Here is a 20,047-nt window from a genome sequence, read left to right as displayed (position 1 = left end):
GGGAGCCAGGGCAGGGCGTAAGCCGGGTTCTGTTTTCTGCGGTCATCTCTCTGGGACCGGTGTCGCCACCGGCCTCAAGCGGCCCATCCCGCAGGTTCTCTCGGGCCGGGCAAGCCCTTCCTGCCTACTGGGCCTTGCACCGGGTGGGGTTTGCCGTGCCCCAGCCTGTTGCCAGGCCAGGCGGTGGGCTCTTACCCCACCGTTTCACCCTTGCCCGCACCGGGGGAGGCCCCGGCCGCTGGCGGTCTCTTCTCTGTGGCACTTTCCGTCGGGTTGCCCCGCCCAGCCGTTAGCTGGCACCCTGCCCTATGGTGCCCGGACTTTCCTCACCCGGAGGTTTGGGCCTCCAGGCGCGACCGCACCCCTGCCCTGGGGCACTCACCATTCTAGCACAAACCCCGGTTAGAATCAGGGGGTGCGGGTTCCTTGGTACGCCCCTTTAGGCTTCTTGCTCCTTGCCCTTTTGGGGCTGGCGGTGCTGGGCCTGGTCTGGCTTTTGGCGGCGGTGGCCCTGTTGGCCGGCCTGGGGTATGGGGCCTGGCGGGGGCTCAGGCGCAGGCTCTGGGGCCCCGCCTGGCGGCGCCTTCCCCCGCCCCGGTAGGCCTTGCTTCTTAGGCCCTCCGCCCTTAGACTGGGAGATGGTCTTCGCACGGCCAAGACCGTGCGGCAGGAGGCGAGCGTGAAAGAAGGCATCCACCCTAAGCTGGTTCCCGCCCGCATCATCTGCGGTTGCGGCAACGTCATCCACACCTATTCGGTGAGGCCTGAGATCCACGTGGAGGTCTGCAGCAAGTGCCATCCCTTCTACACGGGCCAGCAGCGGTTCGTGGACACGGAGGGTAGGGTAGAGCGCTTCCAGCGCCGCTACGGGGATTCTTACCGCAAGGGGCGGTAAGGGCTGGCTGGACCTGGGGGCCCCCAAGGCCCCCAGGTTGCGTTTAAGCTTTCCTAGGAGGGACCCATGCCCCCTATACTCCACCGCCAGGGTTGGATTGAGGTGATCGCTGGCCCTATGTTCTCCGGCAAGAGCGAGGAGCTCATCCGCCGGGTCAAGCGGGCCCTCATCGCGAAGCAGCGGGTGGTGGTCTTCAAGCCGCGTTTGGACGACCGCTACCACCAGGCCTATGTGGTAAGCCACGATGGGGAAAGGGTAGAGGCCATTCCCATAGAGCGCGCCCAGGAGATGGAAGCCCACCTGGACCCCCTGCCCGAGGTGGTAGCGGTGGACGAGGTCCAGTTTCTGGACAGCGGGCTCCTCCCCCTGGTGGAACGCCTGGCCCAAAGGGGGGTGCGGGTGATCCTGGCGGGGCTGGACCTGGACTTCAGGGGGGAACCCTTCGGCCTCATGCCTGAGCTTTTGGCCCGGGCGGAGTTCGTGGAGAAGCTCACCGCCATCTGCCCCCGGTGCGGCGCTCCCGCCACCCGCACCCAGCGCTTGGTGAACGGCCAACCGGCCCGCTACACCGACCCCGTGATCCTGGTGGGGGCTTTGGAGCACTACGAGCCCCGGTGCCGGGCCTGCCACCAGGTGGTCTACTGAGCCACGGGAAGGGAGGTGCCCTTGCGCTTCCGGAAGCGCACCTCCAGCACGCCGTGCCGCAGGCTGGCCTGGGCCGTGCCCTCCTCAATGGGCCCCGGCAGGTCCAGGGTGCGGCGGAAGGTGCCCATGGGCCGCTCCTCCAGGAGGTAGGTTCCGGGAAGGGGGTGGCGCACCCCGGCCAGGGTCACGCGGCTTCCCTCCTCCAAAAGCTCCAGGTCCTCGGGCCGGACTCCAGGGAGGTCCACCAGGAGGATGTAGTGGTCCTCATCCTCCAGGAGGTCTACCCTGGGGGCCCAGGCGGCGGGTTCCTCGCCGGTGAGCTGGTAGGCCAGCTCGGCGATGCGCTCTTGCAGTTCTTTTAGCTTCCGCAGGGTCTCCAGGCGGTCCAGGCGCTCTAACATGCCCTTAGCATAAGGGATGTGGAGGCCGTCCCCGTTCTCGCCGGGCCCACGGGTAGCGGGAAGACCCTCCTCGCCTTGAGGCTTGGGGAGGAGTTGCCCCTCGAGGTCATCTCCGCCGATGCCACCATGGTCTACCAAGGCCTGGACATCGGCACGGACAAGCCCTCCCCCGAGGAAAGGGCGCGGGTGCCCCACCACCTGGTGGACGTCCTCACCCCGGGCGAGGCCATGAGCGTGGCCCGCTATCTGGACCTGGCGGAAGAGGCCATTGCCGGGGTGCTGGCCAGGGGGCGCCTCCCCTTGGTGGTGGGGGGCACCGGCTACTACATCCGGGCCCTTTCCCAGGGGCTTCACGCCCTTCCCCCTCCGGACCCCAAAACCCAGAAGGCCCTTTGGCGGGAGCTGGAGGAAAGGGGCCTCGAGGCCCTCCTGGCGGAGCTCGCCCGGGTGAGCCTCGAGGACACGAGGCGAGTGGGGCGGAACCCCCGGAGGCTGGTGCGGGCTTTGGAGGTCTACCGGCGTACCGGGACTCCCCCTGCCCGTTTCCCCCGAAGGCCTCCCCGCTTCCGCTACAAGAAGCTCGTCCTGTGGCCCGAAAGGGCCTGGCTTTTCCCCAGGCTGGAGGAAAGGGCCAGGGCCCAGTTCGCCCGGGGCCTGGTGGAGGAGGTCCGAGGGCTTCTCGCCCGGTACCCCGAGATGCCCACCGCCTTGCAGGCCATCGGCTACAAGGAGGTGGCGGGTTACCTCCGGGGGGAGTACGGCCTGGAGGAAGCCCTCCTTAGGGACATCCGGGCGGTGAAGGCCTACGCCAAAAGGCAGTACACCTGGTTCCGCCACGAGCCAGGGGACGTCACCTACCTGCCCCGGGGGGGCGAGGAGGCGTACTTAGGCTTTCGGGACTGGCTTCGCCTTCACTTCCGGCTATAGTGGGGGCATGTTGGCCCACGAGATCCGCGCCCGGGTGGCCCGGGGGGAGGTCTCCCCCCTGGAGGTGGCCGAGGCCTACCAGAGGCGGGTTCGGGAGCTGGACCCGGGGCTTGGGGCCTTCCTCACCTTGAACGAAGGGCTTCTGCAGGAGGCCCAGAGGTTGGACCCCCGCCTGCCCCTGGCGGGCCTGGTGGTGGCCGTGAAGGACAACATCGTGACCCGGGGCCTCCGCACTACCGCGGGAAGCCGCCTTCTGGAGAACTTCCTGCCCCCCTACGAGGCCACGGCGGTGGCGAGGCTTCGGGCCCTTGGCGCCCTGGTCCTGGGCAAGACCAACCTGGACGAGTTCGGCATGGGTTCCTCCACGGAGCACTCCGCCTTTTTCCCCACCAAGAACCCCTTTGACCCGGGAAGGGTTCCCGGGGGCTCCAGCGGGGGAAGCGCCGCGGCGGTGGCGGCCGACCTCGCCCCCCTCGCCCTGGGCTCGGACACGGGGGGAAGCGTGCGCCAGCCCGCCGCCTTCTGCGGGGTCTACGGCCTCAAGCCCACCTACGGCCGGGTGAGCCGCTTCGGCCTCATCGCCTACGCCTCGAGCCTGGACCAGATCGGCCCCATGGCCCGATCCGTGCGGGACCTCGCCCTCCTCATGGACGCCATGGCCGGCCCCGACCCCCTGGACGCCACCAGCCTGGACCTTCCTCCCCGCTTCCAGCAAGCCCTAAAAGAGCCCCTTCCCCCCTTGCGCCTCGGGGTGGTGCGGGAAGCCCTCCTTGGGAATAGCCCCGGGGTGGAAGGGGCTTTGGAGGAGGCCTTGGGCGTCTTCCAGGGGCTTGGCTTGAGCGTGCAGGAGGTCTCCTGGCCCTCCTTGCCCCAGGCCCTGGCCGCCTACTACATCCTGGCCCCCGCGGAGGCCAGCTCCAACCTGGCCCGCTACGACGGCACCCTGTACGGGGTCCGGGCCGAGGGGGAGGAGGTGGAAGGGGTGAGGATGGCCACCCGGGCCCGCTTTGGCCTCGAGGTCAAAAGGCGGGTTCTCATGGGCACCTTCGTCCTCAGTAGCGGCTACTACGAGGCCTATTACGGGAGGGCCCAGGCCTTCCGCCGCCGCCTCGAGGCCGAGGCCAGGGCCCTCTTCCAGGAGGTGGACCTCCTCCTCCTGCCCACCACCCCCCATCCCGCCTTCCCCTTGGGGGCCCGCCCCGACCCCCTCGCCATGTACCGGGAGGACCTCTACACCGTGGGGGCAAACCTGGCGGGGCTACCGGCCCTCTCCTTCCCCGCGGGGTTTGAGCGCCACCTGCCGGTGGGGCTCCAGCTCCTTGGTCCCTGGGGGGAGGACGAACGCCTCTTGCGGGCGGCCCTGGCCTTTGAGGAGGCCACGGACCGCGCCTTCCTTCGCACGCCCTTGGGGGAGGCCCTCTAGGGGGTTTGGCCGCCATGCAGGGGATGGACCCCGCTTTTCGCCTCCGCCTCGCCACCCGCCTCGCCCGGCGCCTCAGGGCCGAAGGGAGGCCCCTTCCCCTTCCCCTCCTGGGGGAGGCCTTGGGGCTCCGGGGCCCCGTGGCCCCCGTGGTGCGGCCTTTGCTGGACGGGCGCTTCATCCCCGGGGAGGAGGTGGGGCTTTGGGAGTGGCGCTATCCCTTTCCCCACCCCGGGGAAGCGGTGGTCCTCCTGGACCTGGAGACCACCGGCCTGGACCCGGGGCGGAACGAGATCATAGAGCTCGCCCTGGTGCGCCTCGAGGGCAAGAGGCGCCAGGCCTTTCAAAGCCTGGTGCGCCCCTCCCGCCCGCCGGGCCCCTTCATCCAGAACCTCACCGGGATCCGGGCCTTTGAGCTGGCGGAGGCCCCGCCCCTGGAGGAGGTCTTGGCCAAGGCCTACCCCCTCTTGCAAGGGGCCACCCTGGTCATCCACAACGCCCCCTTTGACCTCTCCTTTCTGCGCCCGGCCTTGGGGGGCATGGGGTTGGAGCTGAGGAACCCGGTGGTAGACTCCATCCGCCTGGCCAAAAGGGCTCTTCGGGGGCTTCGCCGCTACGGCCTGGACGCCCTTTCGGAGGCCCTGGAGCTTCCCCCCAGGAGGGAGCACCGGGCTTTGGCCGACGTGGAACGGACCCTTGCCCTGGTCTACGAGGTGTATTATATGCTCACTTCAGGGAGTCCCCGTTCCCTGGTGGAGTTAGGGAGGTAGTATGACCGCCCGCTACGTTTTGACCAGCGCCTGTATTCAATCGGGTACCATGGCCCTCACCGCTTCCTTGCGCCAGCGCCTCCAGGGAAAGGAGCGCGTGCGCTTCGTGGACGAGGACGGGGAGGCCTTTGAGGTGGAGGTGGACTGGAAGGGGGGGCTCCTTAAGGGCCTTGGGCCCTACTACGCCAAGCGGCGCCTGGCGGTGAACGAGGTGGTCCTCCTCCACTTCCGGGGGGAGGAGGTGGAGCTCAAGGCCCTGCCCCGCTCCCTCCCCCGCCTGGAGAGGCCCCGGGAAGACCCCAAGGAGGCCAAGGAAGAGGCCCCCAAGGGGGAGAGGCGCCGGGTCCGGGTCACCCCCTACCCCAAGGAGGTGCTCTTCCCCCACGAGCCCAAGGCCCTCGAGCCCCCGGGGGTCACCGAGGACCTGAGGCGCTTGGGCTTCCTCCTGGAGGGGGGGCCCCCCTGGCTCTACAAGGCCCCCCTGGGACGGCGGCAGGTGGTGCTGGCCCTTCTCCGGCTGGGGGAGGGGAGGGTGGAGGACCTAAGGCCCTACCGCGCGCAGGGGGCTCATGTGGCCCTTCTGGCCCCGGAGTCCGAGAAAGGGGCGGTGCCCCCGGGGATCCCTTACCTCTCCCCGGAGGGGGTGAACCGCCTGGTGCGCCTCAAGGGGCGCTTCCCCCTTTCGGCTTTGGACCTGGAGGACCTCCTGCGGGAAGGGCGGGTGGACCTGGAAGCGGTGGAGGCCCTGGAAGACCGCCTGGTGGCCGAGCTTTCCGAGCGGGGGGCCCTGGCCGCCCTCCTCTTCCTTCTCGCCCGCAAGCGCCTGGGGGAGGTGTTCTTGCTCCAGGACCTCGAGGCCGAGGCCCTGGAGGAAGGCCTCGTCCCCGAGGTGGTGCGCCAGGGGGTGGAGCTTTTTGCCCAGCCCCCTTTTCTCCTCCTAAAGCGGCTTTCCCCGGGGGAGTTCCTCCTGAGGCAGGAGGTGGAGGAGGCCTTAAAGGACCTCGGGAGCTTTGCCGAAGGGGTGCTGGCCCGCCTCAGCCGCGTCCGTGGGGGCGCTTGATGGGCGTGGCCTCCCCCAGGGCGAGGTCAAAGCTCCGCCGCGCCCGCTCCTTTAGGCCCTCCACCTTCTCCCAGTCGGGGAAGCGGCCGTACATGGCTGCCTTGGAGAGTTTGATGGGGTCCCCGGGGAGCTCCTGGTAGTAGGCCCCGGTCTCCTTGGCGAAGGCGGCCACCTTGGGGTCGTAGGAGAGGGCGGCGAAGGGGGTACCGGCGGCCGCTGCCAGGATAAGGCCGTGGAGGCGCATGGAGATCACGTACCCCGCCTGGGCCGCCAGGTAGAGGACCCGCCTGGGGTCCGAGGTCTTCTCCACCCGGTGGTGGGGGAAGTTTTCCAAGACCTCCTCGTCGTAGCCCGGTTGCAGGAGGAGGACCAGGACCTGCCTGCCCTCGTGGAAGAGGTGGTTGGCGGTGATGTACAGGTTGCGCACCGCCTCCGGGGCCACCCCGGCCCGGGGGATGACCAGGACCAGGTCCTCTTCCCGCTGCACCGGGGGCGGGGTGAGGAGGAGGGCGGGGTCGGCGCCGAGCTCGGCGGAAAGGCCCAGGCGCCTGGCGTACTCCAGGGAGTCCTGGTCGCGGAAGATGGCGGGTACCCCCCGAAGGACCCGCCGCACCAGGGCCTCCCCTCGAGGGGAAAGGGGCCCCAGGGACTGGTTGAAGACCACCACCCGCTTGCGGAAAAGCCGGGCGAGGCGGAGGAGGGAAAGGTAGTACTGGAGGCTTAGGGCGCTGGTGGCGTCCTGCAAAAGCCCCCCACCTCCCAGAAGCCAGAGGTCGGCCCCAAGAAGGGCCAAGGGGTTAAGGCGGTGGAAAGCCCTAAGGCCGTGCTCCTCCCGGGTGCGCCTGGGGTCCCCGGAGAGGGCCACCACCTGGTGCCCCCGCGCCCTGAGCTCCCGGGCGATGGCTTCCAGGATGGCCTCGTCCCCGGCGTTCCTGAACCCGTAGTACCCCGCTACCCCAACCACCATGCCCGTAGCCTCCTCACCAGGATAACCCCTAGCAGGCCCAAAGCCCCTCCCAGAAGGGCGCCGTTCAGCACCCGGAAGAAGGAGATGGGTAGGGGCGTGTGGAAGTGGCTGAAGGTGTTGAGGATGGAGGCGATGCCGAGGCTTGCCAGGAAGAGGAGGGCGTTTTGCAGGTGGCGCGGCCAGGGGAGGAGGAGGGCCAGGGGAAAGAGGGCGTGCCCGAAGACCTCCTTGAAGCGGGGGCGCACCATGAGGTCCTGGAGCAGGCTTCTCAGCTTCAGCTCCAACTCCGGCACCAAGGGGGCGTCGTTGCCCCGGCGCAGGAGGGCGAAGGCCAGAAGGCCCAGGGCCAGAGTCCCCAGGGCCACCTCCCCCAGGCGCAGGGGGTGGGTGTAGAGGCGGGTGAGGGCTTCTTTGAAGTTGCGGTCCAGGAAGCTGTAAGCCACCAGGAGGGGCGGGACCAGCAGGGTGAGGGAGACCCCTTTGAAGGGGGTGAGGCCTAAGACCGTGGCCGGGCTCGAGCCCAGGGCGCTGAGGAAGACCGCTCCCATGAGGGCGTACCCCAGGCTCCGCGCCCACGGCCAAAGCCCGTTCCTGGGTCCCAAAAAGCCCAGCACCGGGAAGACCAGAGCCGCAAGCAACGCCCCCGCCTGGCTCCCGGCGTACCCCAGGGCCAGGAGGAGGAGGATAAAGGCCACCCAGGGCCCGTACACGGGAAGCCCCAGGGCCAAAAGCCCGAGGCCCGCAAGCACCCCCACCCAGGCGGCGTGGCGCAAGGGGCTTGGGGCGAACCCGCGGGGCTTAGGCGCCCCCAGGGCGATGTGGCTGGCCTTTAAGCCCTCCTGCAGACGGGTGAGGAGGCGGGCGGTCTCCTGGGGGTAGGGGTAGGGCCTGAGGTAGAGGAGCTGGTGCCCCCGCTCCCGGGCGGCGAGGGTGTACTTGTCTGCGGCCTCCTCGGGGCTTAGGGTGAGTTGCCACTCGTAGCGTAGGCTGAAAAGCCTTAGCACGCCCCTTTCCCTGTAGGCCAGAAGGCCGGGCTGGGGGGTCCCCTCAATGAGGGCCACGGGGACCGGGACCAGGGCCTGGGCCGCCTCCAGCCGGTGGGGGTAGCCCAAGGCCTCCAGGCCCTGGAAGACCACGGCGTCCGCCTCCTTGGGCACCAGGGGAAGCCCGGGCTCCAGGCGGCGCAGGGGGTGGTTGATGGGCCGGACCACCACGTAAAAGCCCGCTTCCTTGGCCTTTTGGATCTCCGAAAAGGCGTAGAAGGCGGGGAAGGCCTGGACGTCCACGGGGAAGCCCAGCCACTCCCCAAGCCTTTCCGTGGGGAGGTGGTAGGCCCTTTGCAGAAGGTCCAGAAGCCAGGCTTCCCCCTTGAGGTAGTACCAGTCCCTCCGGGCGGGAAGCCCCTCCTCCCGAAGCTCCCGCCCCTGGCGGTAAAGGAGAGCACCTTCGGCGATCCAGTCCTTGACCAGGCGCTCGGGGAAGGCCACCCCGTTCACCCCTTGGGCCCGGTATTGGGCCAGGGCCTGGAGGAGGCTTTGCCCCTGGGCCTTGGCCTGGGCGCGCACCGCCTCGGCATCCAGCACCAGGGCCACGGGCCCCGGCCTTTCCGCCCGAAGCCTGGGGAGGAGGGCCAGGAGGGAGGGGACGAGGGCGAGGAAAAGGAGGAGGTGCAGAAGCCGCTTCATGCTGCCCCCACCTCCCCCAGGCGGGCGAGGGCCTTGGCCAGGAGCATCTCCAGGGCCACGGGGTTCTGGCCCCCTCCGGGCAGGATCACGTCGGCGTACCGCTTGGAGGGTTCCACGAAGGCCTGGTGCATGGGCTTCACCCGGTGGAGGTACTGCTCCACCACCCCCTTAAGGGTGCGCCCCCGTTCCTCCACGTCCCGTAGGAGCCTTCGGATGAAGCGCTCGTCGGCGTCGGCGTCCACGAAGACCTTGAGGTCCATGAGCTGCCTTAGGGCCTCAGGGTAGAGGACCAGGATGCCCTCCAGGATCACCACCGGCGCAGGCCGCACCCGCTGGGTTTTGGGGCTTCGGGCGTAGGCCTTGAAGTCGTAAAGGGGCATCTCCACCGGGCTTCCCCGGAGGAGGGCCTCGGCGTGGGCCAGGTAGAGGTCCAGGTCAAAGGCCTCGGGGTGGTCGTAGTTCACCTGCAGGCGCTGGGGAAAGGGCAGGTGGGAGAGGTCCTTGTAGTAGTGGTCCATTGGCAGGAGGGCCACCCGCTGGCCCAGGGCCCGGGCCAGGGCTTGGGCCAGGGTGGTCTTGCCGCTGGCGCTACCCCCAGCGATGCCGATGACGAAAGGCTTGGCGGCGCTCACCCCTCCATGATAAGGGGCGGTTTCAGCGGGCCACGGCCACGGGTTCCTGGGAGTGGCCGATGGCCCTTTCGGTGCCGGGGTCAAAGGCGTGGAGGCGGCCCGTGTCCGCCAGGAGCTCCACCCGGTCCCCGGGCCTCACGGGAGCGTGCCCGTCCACCTTGGCCACCAGAACGGTACCGTCCACGCTCACGTGGAGCTCGGTTTCCGCCCCCAGGGGCTCCACCACCTCCACCTCCCCCCGAAGGGCGTTTTCCTCCTCAGGGATCACCGTGAAGCCCTTGAGGCCCAGGTGCTCGGGGCGAAGGCCCATCCAGACCTCCTTGCCCGCGTAGGGCCTGAGGCTTTGCGCCAGGATGGGGTTGGCGCGGATCCGGAACCCGGGGGCCACGAGGTAGGCCTTCTCCCCCTGCACCTCCACGGAGGCCTTGACGAAGTTCATGGAGGGGCTTCCGATGAAGCCCGCCACGAAGCGGTTGGCGGGGAAGTCGTAAAGGCGGAGGGGCGTGTCCACCTGCTGGATCTCCCCGTCCTTCATGACCACGATGCGGTGGCCCAGGGTCATGGCCTCCACCTGGTCGTGGGTGACGTAGATGGTGGTGACCCCGAGGCGCCTTTGGAGCTTGGCGATCTCCGCCCGCATCTCCACCCGGAGCTTGGCGTCCAGGTTGGAGAGGGGCTCGTCCATGAGGAAGACCTTAGGCTCCCGCACGATGGCCCGGCCCATGGCCACCCGCTGGCGCTGGCTGCCCGAGAGTTCCCGGGGCTTGCGGGAAAGGAGGTGCTCAATCTTGAGGATCCGGGCCGCTTCCTTCACCCTCCGGTCTATCTCGTCCTTGGGGTAGCGCCTAAGGCGGAGGCCGAAGGCCATGTTCTCGTAGACGTTCATGTGGGGGTAGAGGGCGTAGTTCTGGAAGACCATGGCGATGTCCCGGTCCTTGGGGGGGACATCGTTCACCAGGCGGTCGCCGATGTAGATCTTGCCCTCGGAGATCTCCTCGAGCCCGGCGATCATGCGCAAGGTGGTGGTCTTGCCGCAGCCGCTGGGCCCCACGAAGACCACGAACTCCCCGTCCTCCGTCTCCAGGTTGAAGTCCTTGACGGCCACCACCTTGCCGAAGCGCTTCCACACGTGCTCCAGCCTTACCTTAGCCATGCCTACCTCCTCGCCCCGCGCTCTGAGCCGCTTCGGGCCCATCGGGGGCTTGGGGGCATTGTATACCAGCCCCTGGGGAGCGGTGGTGGTATCCTCAGGTCCGGGCCTGCGGGCCTTCCCATGCTGAGGTTGGAGAACATCACCAAGCGCTTCGGCCCCGTGGTGGCCAACCGCGGGGTGAGCCTCGAGGTGAGAAGGGGGGAGGTCCTGGCCCTCCTGGGGGAGAACGGGGCGGGGAAGACCACCCTGGTGAGCCTTCTTTACGGCCTCTACGCCCCCGACGAGGGGCGCATCCTCCTGGAGGGCCGGGAGGTGGTCATCCCCTCCCCCAGGGTGGCCCAGAGGCTCGGCATCGCCCTGGTGCCCCAGCACCCCGAGCTCATAGAGGCCCACTCGGTGGCGGAGAACCTGGCCCTGGGCCTGGACCTCCCCCCCTTCTTCTCCCGCCGGGCCCTTCTCCGGAGGCTCCAGACCCTCCTCCAGGACCACCCCCTGGGGGTGGATCTGAAGGCCCCCGTCCACCGCCTCTCGGCCGGGGAGAAGCAACGGGTGGAGCTGTTGCGGGCCCTCCTTTCCCGGCCCAGGGTGCTCATCCTGGACGAGCCCACCAGCGTCCTTACCCCCAAGGAGGCCGAGGACCTTTTCCGGGAGGTGCGGAGGCTCAAGGAGAGGGGCCTCGCCGTCCTCTTTATCAGCCACAAGCTGGACGAGGTCCTGGACCTCGCTGACCGCATCGTCGTCCTCCGGGCCGGGGAGAAGGTGGGGGAGGTGCGGCGGGAGGAGGCAGATAAGGACCTCCTGGTGCGCCTCATGGTGGGCCGGGGGATGGCCCCGCCCCCCAAGGCCCCGCCCCCCCGGGAGGAGGTGGTCCTAGAGGTGGAAAACCTCCTGGTTCTCCGGCACGGTTTTCCCCTGCAGGGGATTTCCTTCGCCTTGCGGGCCGGGGAGGTTTTGGGCATCGCCGGGGTGGCGGGAAGCGGGCAGAAGGAGCTCCTCGAGGCCCTGGCCGGGCTCCGCCCCTACCGGGGCCGGGTGCGCTTTGGGGGAAGCCCGCTTCCCCAGGACCCGGCCCGGCTTTTTGCCCTGGGGGTGGCCCACATCCCCGAGGAACGGAGCACGGGGGTGGTGGCGGGGATGAGCGTGGCGGAAAACCTGGCCCTGCGCACCTACTTCCGCTACGCCCGGCGGGGCCTTCTGGACTACGGGCGCATGGAGAAGGACGCCGAGGAGCTCATGCGCCGCCACCGCATCCAGGCCCCCTCCCCCCGGACTCCCCTGCGGTTTCTTTCCGGTGGAAACGTGCAGAAGGTGATCCTGGTCCGGGAACTCAAGGAGGGTCCCCGGCTCGTCCTGGCCATGCACCCTACCTACGGGGTGGACGTGGGGGCGGCGGAGGAGGTCCACGGAAGGCTTTTGGACCTTGTGCGGGAGGGAGGGGCGGTGCTCCTGGTGAGCGAGGACCTGGAGGAGGTCCTCTCCCTTTCCCACCGGGTGGCGGCCCTGTACCACGGCCGCCTGGTGGGGCCCATCCCCCGGGAGGAGGCGAGCCGGGAGCGTTTGGGCCGCATGATGACGGAGGGGCAGGCATGAGGCTGGAGCTGGACCCCGCGCCTTCCCCGGGGAAGGTGGCCCTGACCTACGCCGCCTTTTTGCTTTTCGCCCTCTTCTTCCTGGCCCTCCTCTTTCTCGCCTACGGGGTTTCCCCTCTGCGGGCCTTTGGGATTCTCCTTTCCCCCCTGGCCGATCCCTTGGGGCTTTCCGAGATCGCCCGGCGGGCCATACCCCTGCTGCTCATTGGCTCCGGCCTGGCCTTCGCCTTCCGCGTGGGCTTCTTCAACATCGGCGCCGAGGGGCAGCTTCTCCTGGGGGCGGTGGGGGCGGCCTACGTGGCCCTCTTCCTTCCCCCGGGGCCTTGGACTTTGCCCCTCATGTTCCTCCTGGGGGGGCTCTTGGGCGCCTTGTGGGGGGGGCTGGCCGCCTGGCTTAGGGTGCGCTTCGGGGCCAGCGAGATCCTCACCACCCTCATGCAGAACTACCTGGCCTACTACCTGGTGGTCTACCTGGTGGCGGGGCCCTGGAAGGGGCAGCTGGTCTTCGGCTTCCTCTACACCGACCGCTTTCCCCAGGCGGCGGACCTGCCCCGTCTGGGGGACACCTTGGTCCACTGGCCCACCCTCCTCCTGGGGGTGGGGGCGGCCTTGGCCTTGCAGGGGCTACTTTTCCGCACCCCCTTGGGCTTCGCCCTGAGGGTCTTCGGGGAGAACCCCTCCGCGGCCCGCTACCTGGGCCTGCCCGCGGGGCGGCTTCTCCTCTTGGTGGGAGGGGTTTCCGGTCTCCTTTCGGGCCTCGCGGGGGTGGGGGAGGTGGCGGGGGTCCACCACCGCCTCCTGGAACCCGCCCAGATCTCCTTGGGCTACGGCTTCACCGCCATCCTCGCCGCCTGGCTGGCCCGGGGGCGCCCCCTTTGGGTGCTCGTCACCGCCTTCCTCCTGGGCCTCATCCTGGCGGGGGGGGATGCCTTGAAGCTCGCCCTCTCCATGCCCTTCCGGGTGGTGGACGTGGTCTCGGGGCTTTCCCTCCTGGCCCTGATCGGCGCCGAGGCCCTGAGCCGCCACCGGGTAGTCTGGAGGCGTTGATGGAAGAGGTCCTTTTGCGCGCGGTTTTCTTCGGCACGCCCATCCTCTTGGCCTCCCTGGGGGCCCTCCTCGCCGAGAGGAGCGGGGTGGTGAACCTGGGGGTGGAGGGAATGATGGCCCTAAGCGCCCTTTCGGCCTTCGCCCTGGCCCTCGAGGCCTCCCCCCTCTGGGGCCTCCTGGCGGGGGTGGGGGTGGGGGTCTTGGGCGGGGTGGCCCTGGGCCTCTTCGCCGTCTCCTTGAGGGCCAACCAGTTCGTGGCGGGGCTCGCCGTGGCCGCTTTGGGCCTCGGGGCCTCGGGGCTCTTGGGGAAGCGCTACGAGGGGGTCCCCCTGGAGAACCCCCTTCCCGAGGGAGGCCTGGCCCTCCTGGCCTTGGCCCTCGCCCTCCTTGTCCACCTCCTCCTCTACCGTACCCGCTTCGGCCTCTACCTCCGGAGCGTGGGGGAGAACCCCAAGGCGGCGGACCTCTTCGGCGTGGACGTGGACCGGGTGCGCTACGGGGCCCTGGCCTTGGGGGGTGGGCTCATCGGGATGGCGGGGGCCTACCTCTCCTTGGCCTACCGCCCCTCCTGGACGGACGGCATGACGGGGGGGCTTGGCTTTGTGGCCATCGCCCTGGTGATCCTCGCCGCCTGGGAGCCCCTGCGGGCGGTCTTGGGGGCCTACCTCTTTGGCCTCCTCTTCTTCCTCCAGTTCCGCCTGCAGGGCAGTGTACCTATACCGAGCGAGGCCTTTGCCGCCATGCCCTACCTCTTGGTTATCCTGGTCCTGGCCCTCTCGGGGCGCACCCGGGCCCCCAAGGCCCTGGGGGTGCCCTTTGAACGGGGGAGGTGAGGAGGATGCGGAGACTCTTGGCGCTTCTTCTGGTCCTGGGCCTAGGGCTGGCCCAGGGGGACAAGCCCAAGGCCTGCTTCATCTATGTGGGGCCCGTGGGGGATGCGGGCTGGACCTACGCCCACGACGTGGGTCGCAAGAAGGCGGAGGCCGCCCTTCCCTGGCTGGAGACCCGCTACGTGGAAAGCGTTCCCGAGGCCCAGGCCCTGCCGGTGATAGACCGCTTCGTGCGGGAGGGCTGCCAGGCGATCTTCGCCACCAGCTTCGGGTACGGGGAGGCGGTCCTCGAGGCCGCCAAGAAGTACCCCGAGGTCCTCTTCGCCCACGCCACCGGGATCAAGCGGGCCCCCAACGTGGCCACCTACATGGCGGACTTCTACCAGGTCTACTACTTGAACGGCCTCGCCGCCGGGGCCCTAACCAAGACGGGCAAGGTGGGGTACGTGGCAGCCTTCCCCATCCCCGAGGTGAAGCGGCACATCAACGCCTTCGCCCTGGGGGTGCGGGCGGTGAATCCCAAGGCCCAGGTCCTGGTGCGCTGGATCAACGCCTGGTACGACCCGGCCAAGGCCCGGGAGGCCACGGAGGCCTTGCTTTCCCAAGGGGCCGATGTCTTCGCCTTCACCGAGGACACCCCCACGGTGATCCAGACGGCGGCCAGGAAGGGGGCCTACTCCTTCGGCCACTACACCCCCATGCTCAAGTTCGCCCCCGACCACGTGGTCTCGGGGCAGATCGTCCACTGGGAGGTCATCTACATAGACTTCCTCAAGAAGGTGAAGGAAGGGGTCTACACCCCGAAGAACCTGCAGAACGTGGACTACTTCTGGCTCCTAAAGGAGGGGGCGGTGGAGATGGGGGCGGACTACGGGGTGCCCATCAACCCCAAGCACGTGCCCCTCTTGCAGAAGGCCCAGATGAGCGTGGGCGGCAAAAAGGTGGCGGTCTACGACCGCATCATAGCCCTCCTGAAGGACATGTCCAGCCCCAAGCCCACCTTTGACCCCTTCACCGGGCCCATCCGGGACCGCAAGGGGGTGGTGCGGATCCCCGCCGGGAGGAAGGCCAGCCTGGAGGAGCTTCTCACCATGGAGTGGGCCGTTCCCGGGGTGGTGGGGGACTGGCCGGGGGAGCCCAAGTAGGGCTTCCTGAATCTCACAGGCTCCGGAAGACCTCCTCCAGGATCTCCAGCCCCATGGCCGCCTCCTCCCGGGAGAGGATGAGGGGCGGGGCCAGGCGCAGGGCGGAGGGCCCCGCGGCCAGGGTGAGGAGGCCTTTCTCAAAGGCGAGCCGCTGGGCCTTGTCCCGGAGGTCGGGCCGCTCCTCCTTGGCGCTGCCGAAGTCCAGGCCGATCATAAGCCCCCGGCCCCGCACGTCCCCCAGGAAGGGGAAGCGGGCCTGCAGGGCCCGGAGCTCCTTAAGGAGGAAATCCCCTACCTGGGCGGCGTTTTCCATGAGGCCTCCTTCCAGGAGGTCCAAGGTGGCGTGGGCCGCCGCCGCCGCCACCGCCTGGCCGCCGAAGGTGGTGCCGTGGGCGGCGGGGCGCCAGCTCCCGAGCTCCTCCCGGAAGAGGAGGGCGCTTAGGGGATACCCCGAGGCCAGACCCTTGGCCAGGACGTAGACGTCCGCCTCCACTCCCTCGTGCTCCAGGGCGAGAAACCGCCCGGTGCGGCCCGCCCCGGTCTGCACCTCGTCCGCCACCAGGAGGATGCCGTGGCGCTCCAGGAGGGCCTTGAGCTGGGAAAGGAAGCCGGGTGGGGGCACCACGTACCCCCCCTCGCCCTGGATGGGCTCCACGAAGAAGGCCGCCACCTCCTCCGGCGGGACCACGGTGCGGAAGAGGTGCTCCAGGTGCTCCAGGACCGCATCCCCCGCGTCCTCGGGGGAGGCCCCCAGGGGCGGGCGAAAGGGGTTGGGGAAGGGGATGTGAAAGACGCCGGGCAGAAGGGGGCCGAAGCCCTTGCGGTAGGCGCTTCTGCTGGCGGTGAGGGAAAGCGCCCCAAGGCTTCTTCCGTGGAAGGCCCCGGCGAAGGCCAGGAGGTAGGGGCGGCCCGTGTGGTGGCGGACGAGCTTGATGGCCGCCTCAATCCCCTCCGTGCCCGAGTTGCCGAAGAAGACCCGGTACCTCCCCTTAAGCCTCGCCGAAAGCCGCTCCGCCAGGGAGAGGGTGGGCTCGTGGGTGAAGTCGGAGAAGCAGACGTGGGCGAAGCGTTCCGCCTGGGCCCGCACCGCCTCCACCACCTTGGGGTGGGCGTAGCCCGTGGTGTTCACGGCGATGCCCGCCATGAAGTCCAAGAACACGTTCCCGTCCACGTCTTCCAGGAAGACCCCCTGGCCCCGGGCGGGGACGAAGGGGTAGGGCCTTACGTAGGAGGGGGAAAGGACCCTCTCCCCCCGCGTGAGGAGTTCCTGGGCCTTGGGCCCCGGCAGGGGCGTTCTCACCATGGGCTTCATACGCCGCCAGTCTACCAGGGCTTCTGGCCCTTTCCCAGGCCAACTTTATGCGCCCTTTTGCGGGGTTTTACCCCAGGAGGCCAAGCCTTTCCAGGTGGGGCCGGGCGTAGAAGAGGGTGAGGGCGGTGGAGGCGTCCTGGATCCTCCCCTCCTGCAGGAGGGCGTAGAGCTCCCGCAGGGAGAGCTCCACGGGCTCCAGAAGCTCCCCGTCCTCGAGGCGGGGCTCGGCCACCACCTCCGCTCCCAGGGCCAGAAAGGGGTGGAAGACCACGGCGGTGAAGGAGGGCTGGGGGTGGAAGGGCGGCAGGGGAAGAACGGCCTCCGCCACCGCCCCCACCTCCTCCAAAAGCTCCCTCCGCGCCGCCTCCTCGGGGGTCTCCCCGGCGTCCACCTTGCCCGCAGGGATTTCCAAGAGGAACTTCCCCGTGGGGTGGCGGTACTGGCGGATGAGGAGGGCGGTGCGCCCCTTGGTGACCGGCAGGACGAAGCTTGCCGCCACCGGCCCGGGGCGGTAGATGTAGGTGAGCTCCTTGCCGGTGTGGGTCCTAAGCCTCTCCCGCACCAGCCGCACGGGCTCCTGGAGAATCTCCTCTAGGGAAAGCCGTTCCCAGGGGCTCATCGCGTCATCCGCTCAATCACCCGCCGCACCCTCTCCCCGGGGGCCCGGGGGCCCAGGGCCTTGGTCACCGCCCCGATGGCCGCCAGGGGGGTCTTGAACTGGGAGAAGTCAATGTGTTCCCGGATCCAGGCCTCCAGCTCCTCCTCGCTCATCTCCTTTGGAAGGAAGCGGTCCAGAAACGCCACCTCAAAGGCGTTTCCCTGCTCCAGGGCGATCTCTTTGAGGGCCCTTAGCACCTTTACCGCCTCCTCGTCGGGAAGGGGCTTGCCGTCTCCCTTGCGGTCCAGCTCGGCCTTCACCACCCGGGCGAAGTCCAGGGTCTTTTGGTCCCGTGCCTTCATGGCCTCCTTGATGGTCTCCTTGATGGCCTCGTAGATGGTCATCCCCCTTAGTCTAGCCGGTACAATCCCTGGTATGTGGGCGCTCCTTTCCGTTTCCGACAAGAGGGGCCTTTTGGACTTCGCCCGGGGGCTTTTGGGGCTTGGCTTCAAGCTCCTCGCCACCGGGGGAACCCACAGGGCGCTACAGGAGGCGGGGCTTCCCGTAACCTACATTTCCGAGTTCACGGGTTTCCCCGAGGTGCTGGGGGGACGGGTCAAGACCCTCCACCCCAAGGTCCACGCCGCCCTTCTCGCCCGCCCCGACCAGGAGGAGGAGCTTAGGGCCTTGGGCCTGGAACGGATCGGGGTCTTGGCGGTGAACCTCTACCCCTTCCGGGAGACGGTGGCCCGGGGGGCCTCCTTCACGGAGGCCCTGGAGCAGATAGACATCGGCGGGCCCGCCATGCTCCGGGCGGCGGCCAAGAACCACGAGGCGGTGCTCCCCGTGTGCGACCCCGGGGACTACCCCAGGGTCTTGGAGGCCCTTAAGGAGGGGCCTTCTTCGGAGTTCCGCCGGGAGCTTGCCCGCAAGGCCTTCGCCCACACGGCGGCTTACGACGCCGCCATCGCCGAGTGGCTTTCCGGGGAGAAGTTCCCCGGGGAGAGGTTCTTGGTCCTCAGGCGGGAAGCCCCCTTGCGCTACGGGGAAAACCCCCACCAAGAGGCGGCCCTTTACCGGGTTATGGGGGAGAAGGGGCCCCTCCTCGAGACCCGGGTCCTCCAGGGCAAGGCCATGAGCTTCAACAACTACCTGGACGCCGAGGCCGCCTGGAACCTGGTCTCGGAGTTCGCCGAGCCCGCCTGCGTGGCGGTGAAGCACCAGAATCCCTGCGGGGTGGCCCTGGGCGGGACCCCCCTGGAGGCCTACCGGAGGGCCTACGAGGCTGACCCCGTCTCCATCTTCGGGGGCATCGTGGCCTTTAACCGGGAGGTGGACGGCCCCACCGCCCAGGCCATGGGGGAGGTCTTCTTGGAGGTGGTCCTCGCCCCTTCCTTCAGCCCCGAGGCCCTGGCGGTCTTGGCCAAGAGGAAGAACCTCCGCCTCCTCGAGGTCCCCTTCCCCGCCCAGGGGCCCTACCTGGACCTGAGGCGCCTAAGGGGCGGGGTGCTCCTGCAGGACGCCGATACCGAGGACCCGGTGGCCCTGCGGGTGGTCACCCAGAAAACCCCCACCGAGCCTGAGTGGCAGGACCTCCTCTTCGCCTGGAAGGTGGTGAAGCACGTGCGCTCCAACGCCATCGTGGTGGCCAAGGGAGGGAGGACCCTGGGCATCGGCGTGGGGCAGACCAACCGCCTTTGGGCGGCGAGGCACGCCCTGGAGGCCGCGGGGGAGAAGGCGAGGGGCGCCGTCATGGCCTCCGACGCCTTCTTCCCCTTTGACGACGCGGTGCGCCTCGCCGCCTCCTACGGCATCGCCGCCATCATCCAGCCCGGGGGAAGCGTGCGGGACGAGGACTCCATAAGGGCGGCGGACGAGGCGGGGATGGCCATGGTCTTCACGGGCGCGCGCCACTTCCGCCACTAGCGAGCCTTTCCGCCTGGCGCAGACGCCGGTGGGCCTCCTTGAAGCCCACGAGCTTCCGGCTTTCCTCGTCGTGGAGGTGCATGTCGGCGAAGGCGATGCTAAAGGCGTCCTTGAGGGTCACCGTGGGGGCCACCTTCACCAGGTCCACCTCCTCCTGCACCTTGGGCAGAAGGTAGTTGGGGATCTTGGGGGCCAGGTGGTGGATGTGGTGGAAGCCGATGTTCCCCGTGAGCCACTGCAAGACCCTGGGGAGCTTCAGGTAGGTGCTTCCCTCCATGGCCGCCTTCAGGTGCTCCCAGCGGGGGTCGTGCTCCCAGTAGGCGTCCTCAAACTGGTGCTGCACGTAGAAGAGGAAGATGCCCACCATCCCGGCGAGGTACTGGATGGGCAGGTAGACGAGAAGAAGGGTCTCGAGGCCGAAGCCCAGGTAGATGCCCGTCCAGAGGAGGATCAAAAAGAGGTTGGTGAGGGCCACGGAGTTCCGCACCGAGGGCTTGTCCGCCCCGTAGCCCAAGGGCAGCCGGTAGGAGAGCAGGAAGACGTAGACGGGCCCGATGAAGAACATGACGAAGGGATTGCGGTACACCCGGTACTTGAACCTCTCCCAAGGGGTGGCCTTCAGGTACTCCTCCAGGGTCATGGTGTAGATGTCCCCCACGCCCCTTTTGTCCAGGTTGCCGCTGGTGGCGTGGTGCCGGGCGTGGGAGAGCTGCCAGTGGTGGTAGGGGACAAGGGTGAGGACGCCCGCGAAAAACCCCAGAAGATCGTTCATCCACTTCTTGGGGAAGAAGGAGCCGTGCCCGGCGTCGTGCTGAAGGATGAAGAGGCGCACCAGGAAGAGGGCCGCCAAGAAGTCCAGGGCCAGGGTGAAGAGGAGGGAGGCGGAGAGGGCCTTGTGGGCCAGGTAGAAGAGGAGGAGGAGGGGCAGGAGGGTGTCCGCCACCTGGCGGAGGCTTCGGGCCACGTGGGGCTTGGTATAGGGCTTGATGAGGGGGATCCAGTCCTTGGGTTCTACTTTTTTCATCGCCATCCCGCGCTTCTTGGG

General features: G+C 68.7%; 21 protein-coding genes and 1 other RNA gene. 12 read left to right on the top strand and 10 right to left on the bottom strand.

The window, feature by feature from the left end:
• Window positions 1–2: 2 nt before the first annotated feature.
• Window positions 3–372, bottom strand: an RNA gene (gene rnpB, locus ACZ5RK_RS08975) — RNase P RNA component class A.
• Between the two features lie 43 nt (window positions 373–415).
• Here rnpB and ACZ5RK_RS08970 point away from each other — a divergent pair.
• The 3 genes from ACZ5RK_RS08970 to ACZ5RK_RS08960 all read left to right on the top strand — a co-directional run bounded on the left by ACZ5RK_RS08970 (window position 416) and on the right by ACZ5RK_RS08960 (window position 1,540).
• Window positions 416–601, top strand: coding sequence for a hypothetical protein (locus ACZ5RK_RS08970; RefSeq protein ID WP_464908890.1), 186 nt, complete (start codon window positions 416–418; stop codon window positions 599–601).
• A 78-nt stretch (window positions 602–679) separates the two neighbouring features.
• Window positions 680–895, top strand: a complete 216-nt coding sequence (gene rpmE, locus ACZ5RK_RS08965; protein ID WP_464908889.1) for a 50S ribosomal protein L31 — start codon at window positions 680–682, stop codon at window positions 893–895.
• A gap of 66 nt (window positions 896–961) precedes the next feature.
• Entirely contained in the window at window positions 962–1,540 is a 579-nt protein-coding gene (locus tag ACZ5RK_RS08960; RefSeq protein ID WP_054647552.1) for a thymidine kinase, read from the top strand.
• Here ACZ5RK_RS08960 and ACZ5RK_RS08955 read toward each other — a convergent pair.
• Window positions 1,534–1,941: an Hsp20/alpha crystallin family protein gene (locus ACZ5RK_RS08955; protein WP_054647551.1), complete on the bottom strand. Its 408-nt coding sequence runs from the start codon at window positions 1,939–1,941 to the stop codon at window positions 1,534–1,536. The two genes, ACZ5RK_RS08960 and ACZ5RK_RS08955, sit on opposite strands and share 7 nt — an antisense overlap.
• A gap of 18 nt (window positions 1,942–1,959) precedes the next feature.
• Between ACZ5RK_RS08955 and miaA the strand changes: the two genes are divergently transcribed.
• The 4 genes from miaA to ACZ5RK_RS08935 are packed head-to-tail and all read left to right on the top strand — an operon-like array spanning window position 1,960 to window position 6,118.
• Window positions 1,960–2,868 (top strand): tRNA (adenosine(37)-N6)-dimethylallyltransferase MiaA, encoded by a 909-nt coding sequence (gene miaA, locus ACZ5RK_RS08950; protein ID WP_464908888.1) that lies wholly within the window; start codon window positions 1,960–1,962, stop codon window positions 2,866–2,868.
• Between the two features lie 7 nt (window positions 2,869–2,875).
• Window positions 2,876–4,291 (top strand): Asp-tRNA(Asn)/Glu-tRNA(Gln) amidotransferase subunit GatA, encoded by a 1,416-nt coding sequence (gene gatA / locus ACZ5RK_RS08945; RefSeq protein WP_464908887.1) that lies wholly within the window; start codon window positions 2,876–2,878, stop codon window positions 4,289–4,291.
• Between the two features lie 23 nt (window positions 4,292–4,314).
• Window positions 4,315–5,058 carry a 3'-5' exonuclease gene (locus ACZ5RK_RS08940; protein WP_464910076.1) on the top strand — a complete coding sequence of 248 codons (744 nt, stop codon included), beginning with the start codon at window positions 4,315–4,317 and terminating at the stop codon, window positions 5,056–5,058.
• 1 nt (window position 5,059) lies between these two features.
• Window positions 5,060–6,118 (top strand): hypothetical protein, encoded by a 1,059-nt coding sequence (locus tag ACZ5RK_RS08935; RefSeq protein WP_464908886.1) that lies wholly within the window; start codon window positions 5,060–5,062, stop codon window positions 6,116–6,118.
• Here the strand turns inward: ACZ5RK_RS08935 and csaB are convergent.
• From csaB to ACZ5RK_RS08915, 4 genes are read right to left on the bottom strand one after another with little or no spacing between them, the layout of a single operon-like run.
• A complete protein-coding gene (gene csaB, locus ACZ5RK_RS08930; RefSeq protein WP_464908885.1) occupies window positions 6,093–7,085 on the bottom strand; it encodes a polysaccharide pyruvyl transferase CsaB in 993 nt (330 codons plus the stop codon). The two genes, ACZ5RK_RS08935 and csaB, sit on opposite strands and share 26 nt — an antisense overlap.
• The gene (locus tag ACZ5RK_RS08925; protein WP_464908884.1) at window positions 7,070–8,770 is read right to left on the bottom strand and encodes a DUF5693 family protein; all 1,701 of its coding nucleotides are present in this window, start codon (window positions 8,768–8,770) and stop codon (window positions 7,070–7,072) included. Before ACZ5RK_RS08925 ends, csaB begins: the two co-directional genes overlap by 16 nt.
• Window positions 8,767–9,402, bottom strand: coding sequence for a uridine kinase (udk, locus tag ACZ5RK_RS08920; protein ID WP_464908883.1), 636 nt, complete (start codon window positions 9,400–9,402; stop codon window positions 8,767–8,769). The genes ACZ5RK_RS08925 and udk overlap by 4 nt, the downstream gene beginning before the upstream one ends.
• Window positions 9,403–9,424: 22 nt before the next feature.
• On the bottom strand, window positions 9,425–10,555 hold the full coding sequence (locus tag ACZ5RK_RS08915) for an ABC transporter ATP-binding protein (protein WP_464908882.1): 1,131 nt from the start codon (window positions 10,553–10,555) through the stop codon (window positions 9,425–9,427).
• A 120-nt stretch (window positions 10,556–10,675) separates the two neighbouring features.
• On the opposite strand from ACZ5RK_RS08915, the gene ACZ5RK_RS08910 reads away from it, so the two are divergent.
• Genes ACZ5RK_RS08910 through ACZ5RK_RS08895 form a run of 4 tightly spaced genes read left to right on the top strand, consistent with a single transcriptional unit; the run spans window position 10,676 to window position 15,166 of the window.
• Window positions 10,676–12,145 carry an ABC transporter ATP-binding protein gene (locus tag ACZ5RK_RS08910; RefSeq protein WP_464908881.1) on the top strand — a complete coding sequence of 490 codons (1,470 nt, stop codon included), beginning with the start codon at window positions 10,676–10,678 and terminating at the stop codon, window positions 12,143–12,145.
• Window positions 12,142–13,191, top strand: coding sequence for an ABC transporter permease (locus tag ACZ5RK_RS08905; protein ID WP_464908880.1), 1,050 nt, complete (start codon window positions 12,142–12,144; stop codon window positions 13,189–13,191). Before ACZ5RK_RS08910 ends, ACZ5RK_RS08905 begins: the two co-directional genes overlap by 4 nt.
• Complete coding sequence (locus ACZ5RK_RS08900) at window positions 13,191–14,024, top strand: ABC transporter permease (RefSeq protein WP_464908879.1); 834 nt, start codon at window positions 13,191–13,193, stop codon at window positions 14,022–14,024. Before ACZ5RK_RS08905 ends, ACZ5RK_RS08900 begins: the two co-directional genes overlap by 1 nt.
• A gap of 5 nt (window positions 14,025–14,029) precedes the next feature.
• Entirely contained in the window at window positions 14,030–15,166 is a 1,137-nt protein-coding gene (locus ACZ5RK_RS08895; RefSeq protein WP_464908878.1) for a BMP family ABC transporter substrate-binding protein, read from the top strand.
• A 13-nt stretch (window positions 15,167–15,179) separates the two neighbouring features.
• Here the strand turns inward: ACZ5RK_RS08895 and ACZ5RK_RS08890 are convergent, their stop codons facing one another.
• The 3 genes from ACZ5RK_RS08890 to ACZ5RK_RS08880 form a co-directional block, all read right to left on the bottom strand.
• Window positions 15,180–16,478, bottom strand: a complete 1,299-nt coding sequence (locus ACZ5RK_RS08890) for an acetyl ornithine aminotransferase family protein (RefSeq protein ID WP_464908877.1) — start codon at window positions 16,476–16,478, stop codon at window positions 15,180–15,182.
• Window positions 16,479–16,545: 67 nt separating this feature from the next.
• Window positions 16,546–17,097: an NUDIX domain-containing protein gene (locus ACZ5RK_RS08885; RefSeq protein ID WP_464908876.1), complete on the bottom strand. Its 552-nt coding sequence runs from the start codon at window positions 17,095–17,097 to the stop codon at window positions 16,546–16,548.
• Window positions 17,094–17,480, bottom strand: a complete 387-nt coding sequence (locus ACZ5RK_RS08880) for a GatB/YqeY domain-containing protein (RefSeq protein WP_054647332.1) — start codon at window positions 17,478–17,480, stop codon at window positions 17,094–17,096. Before ACZ5RK_RS08880 ends, ACZ5RK_RS08885 begins: the two co-directional genes overlap by 4 nt.
• A 31-nt stretch (window positions 17,481–17,511) precedes the next feature.
• Between ACZ5RK_RS08880 and purH the strand changes: the two genes are divergently transcribed.
• Window positions 17,512–19,002, top strand: coding sequence for a bifunctional phosphoribosylaminoimidazolecarboxamide formyltransferase/IMP cyclohydrolase (gene purH, locus ACZ5RK_RS08875; RefSeq protein ID WP_464908875.1), 1,491 nt, complete (start codon window positions 17,512–17,514; stop codon window positions 19,000–19,002).
• Here the strand turns inward: purH and ACZ5RK_RS08870 are convergent.
• Window positions 18,974–20,026 (bottom strand): fatty acid desaturase, encoded by a 1,053-nt coding sequence (locus ACZ5RK_RS08870; protein WP_464908874.1) that lies wholly within the window; start codon window positions 20,024–20,026, stop codon window positions 18,974–18,976. The genes purH and ACZ5RK_RS08870 overlap by 29 nt on opposite strands.
• Window positions 20,027–20,047 lie beyond the last annotated feature (21 nt).

This window comes from Thermus kawarayensis JCM 12314 (assembly GCF_055393575.1).
This window is presented reverse-complemented; position numbering and strand designations above follow the sequence as displayed.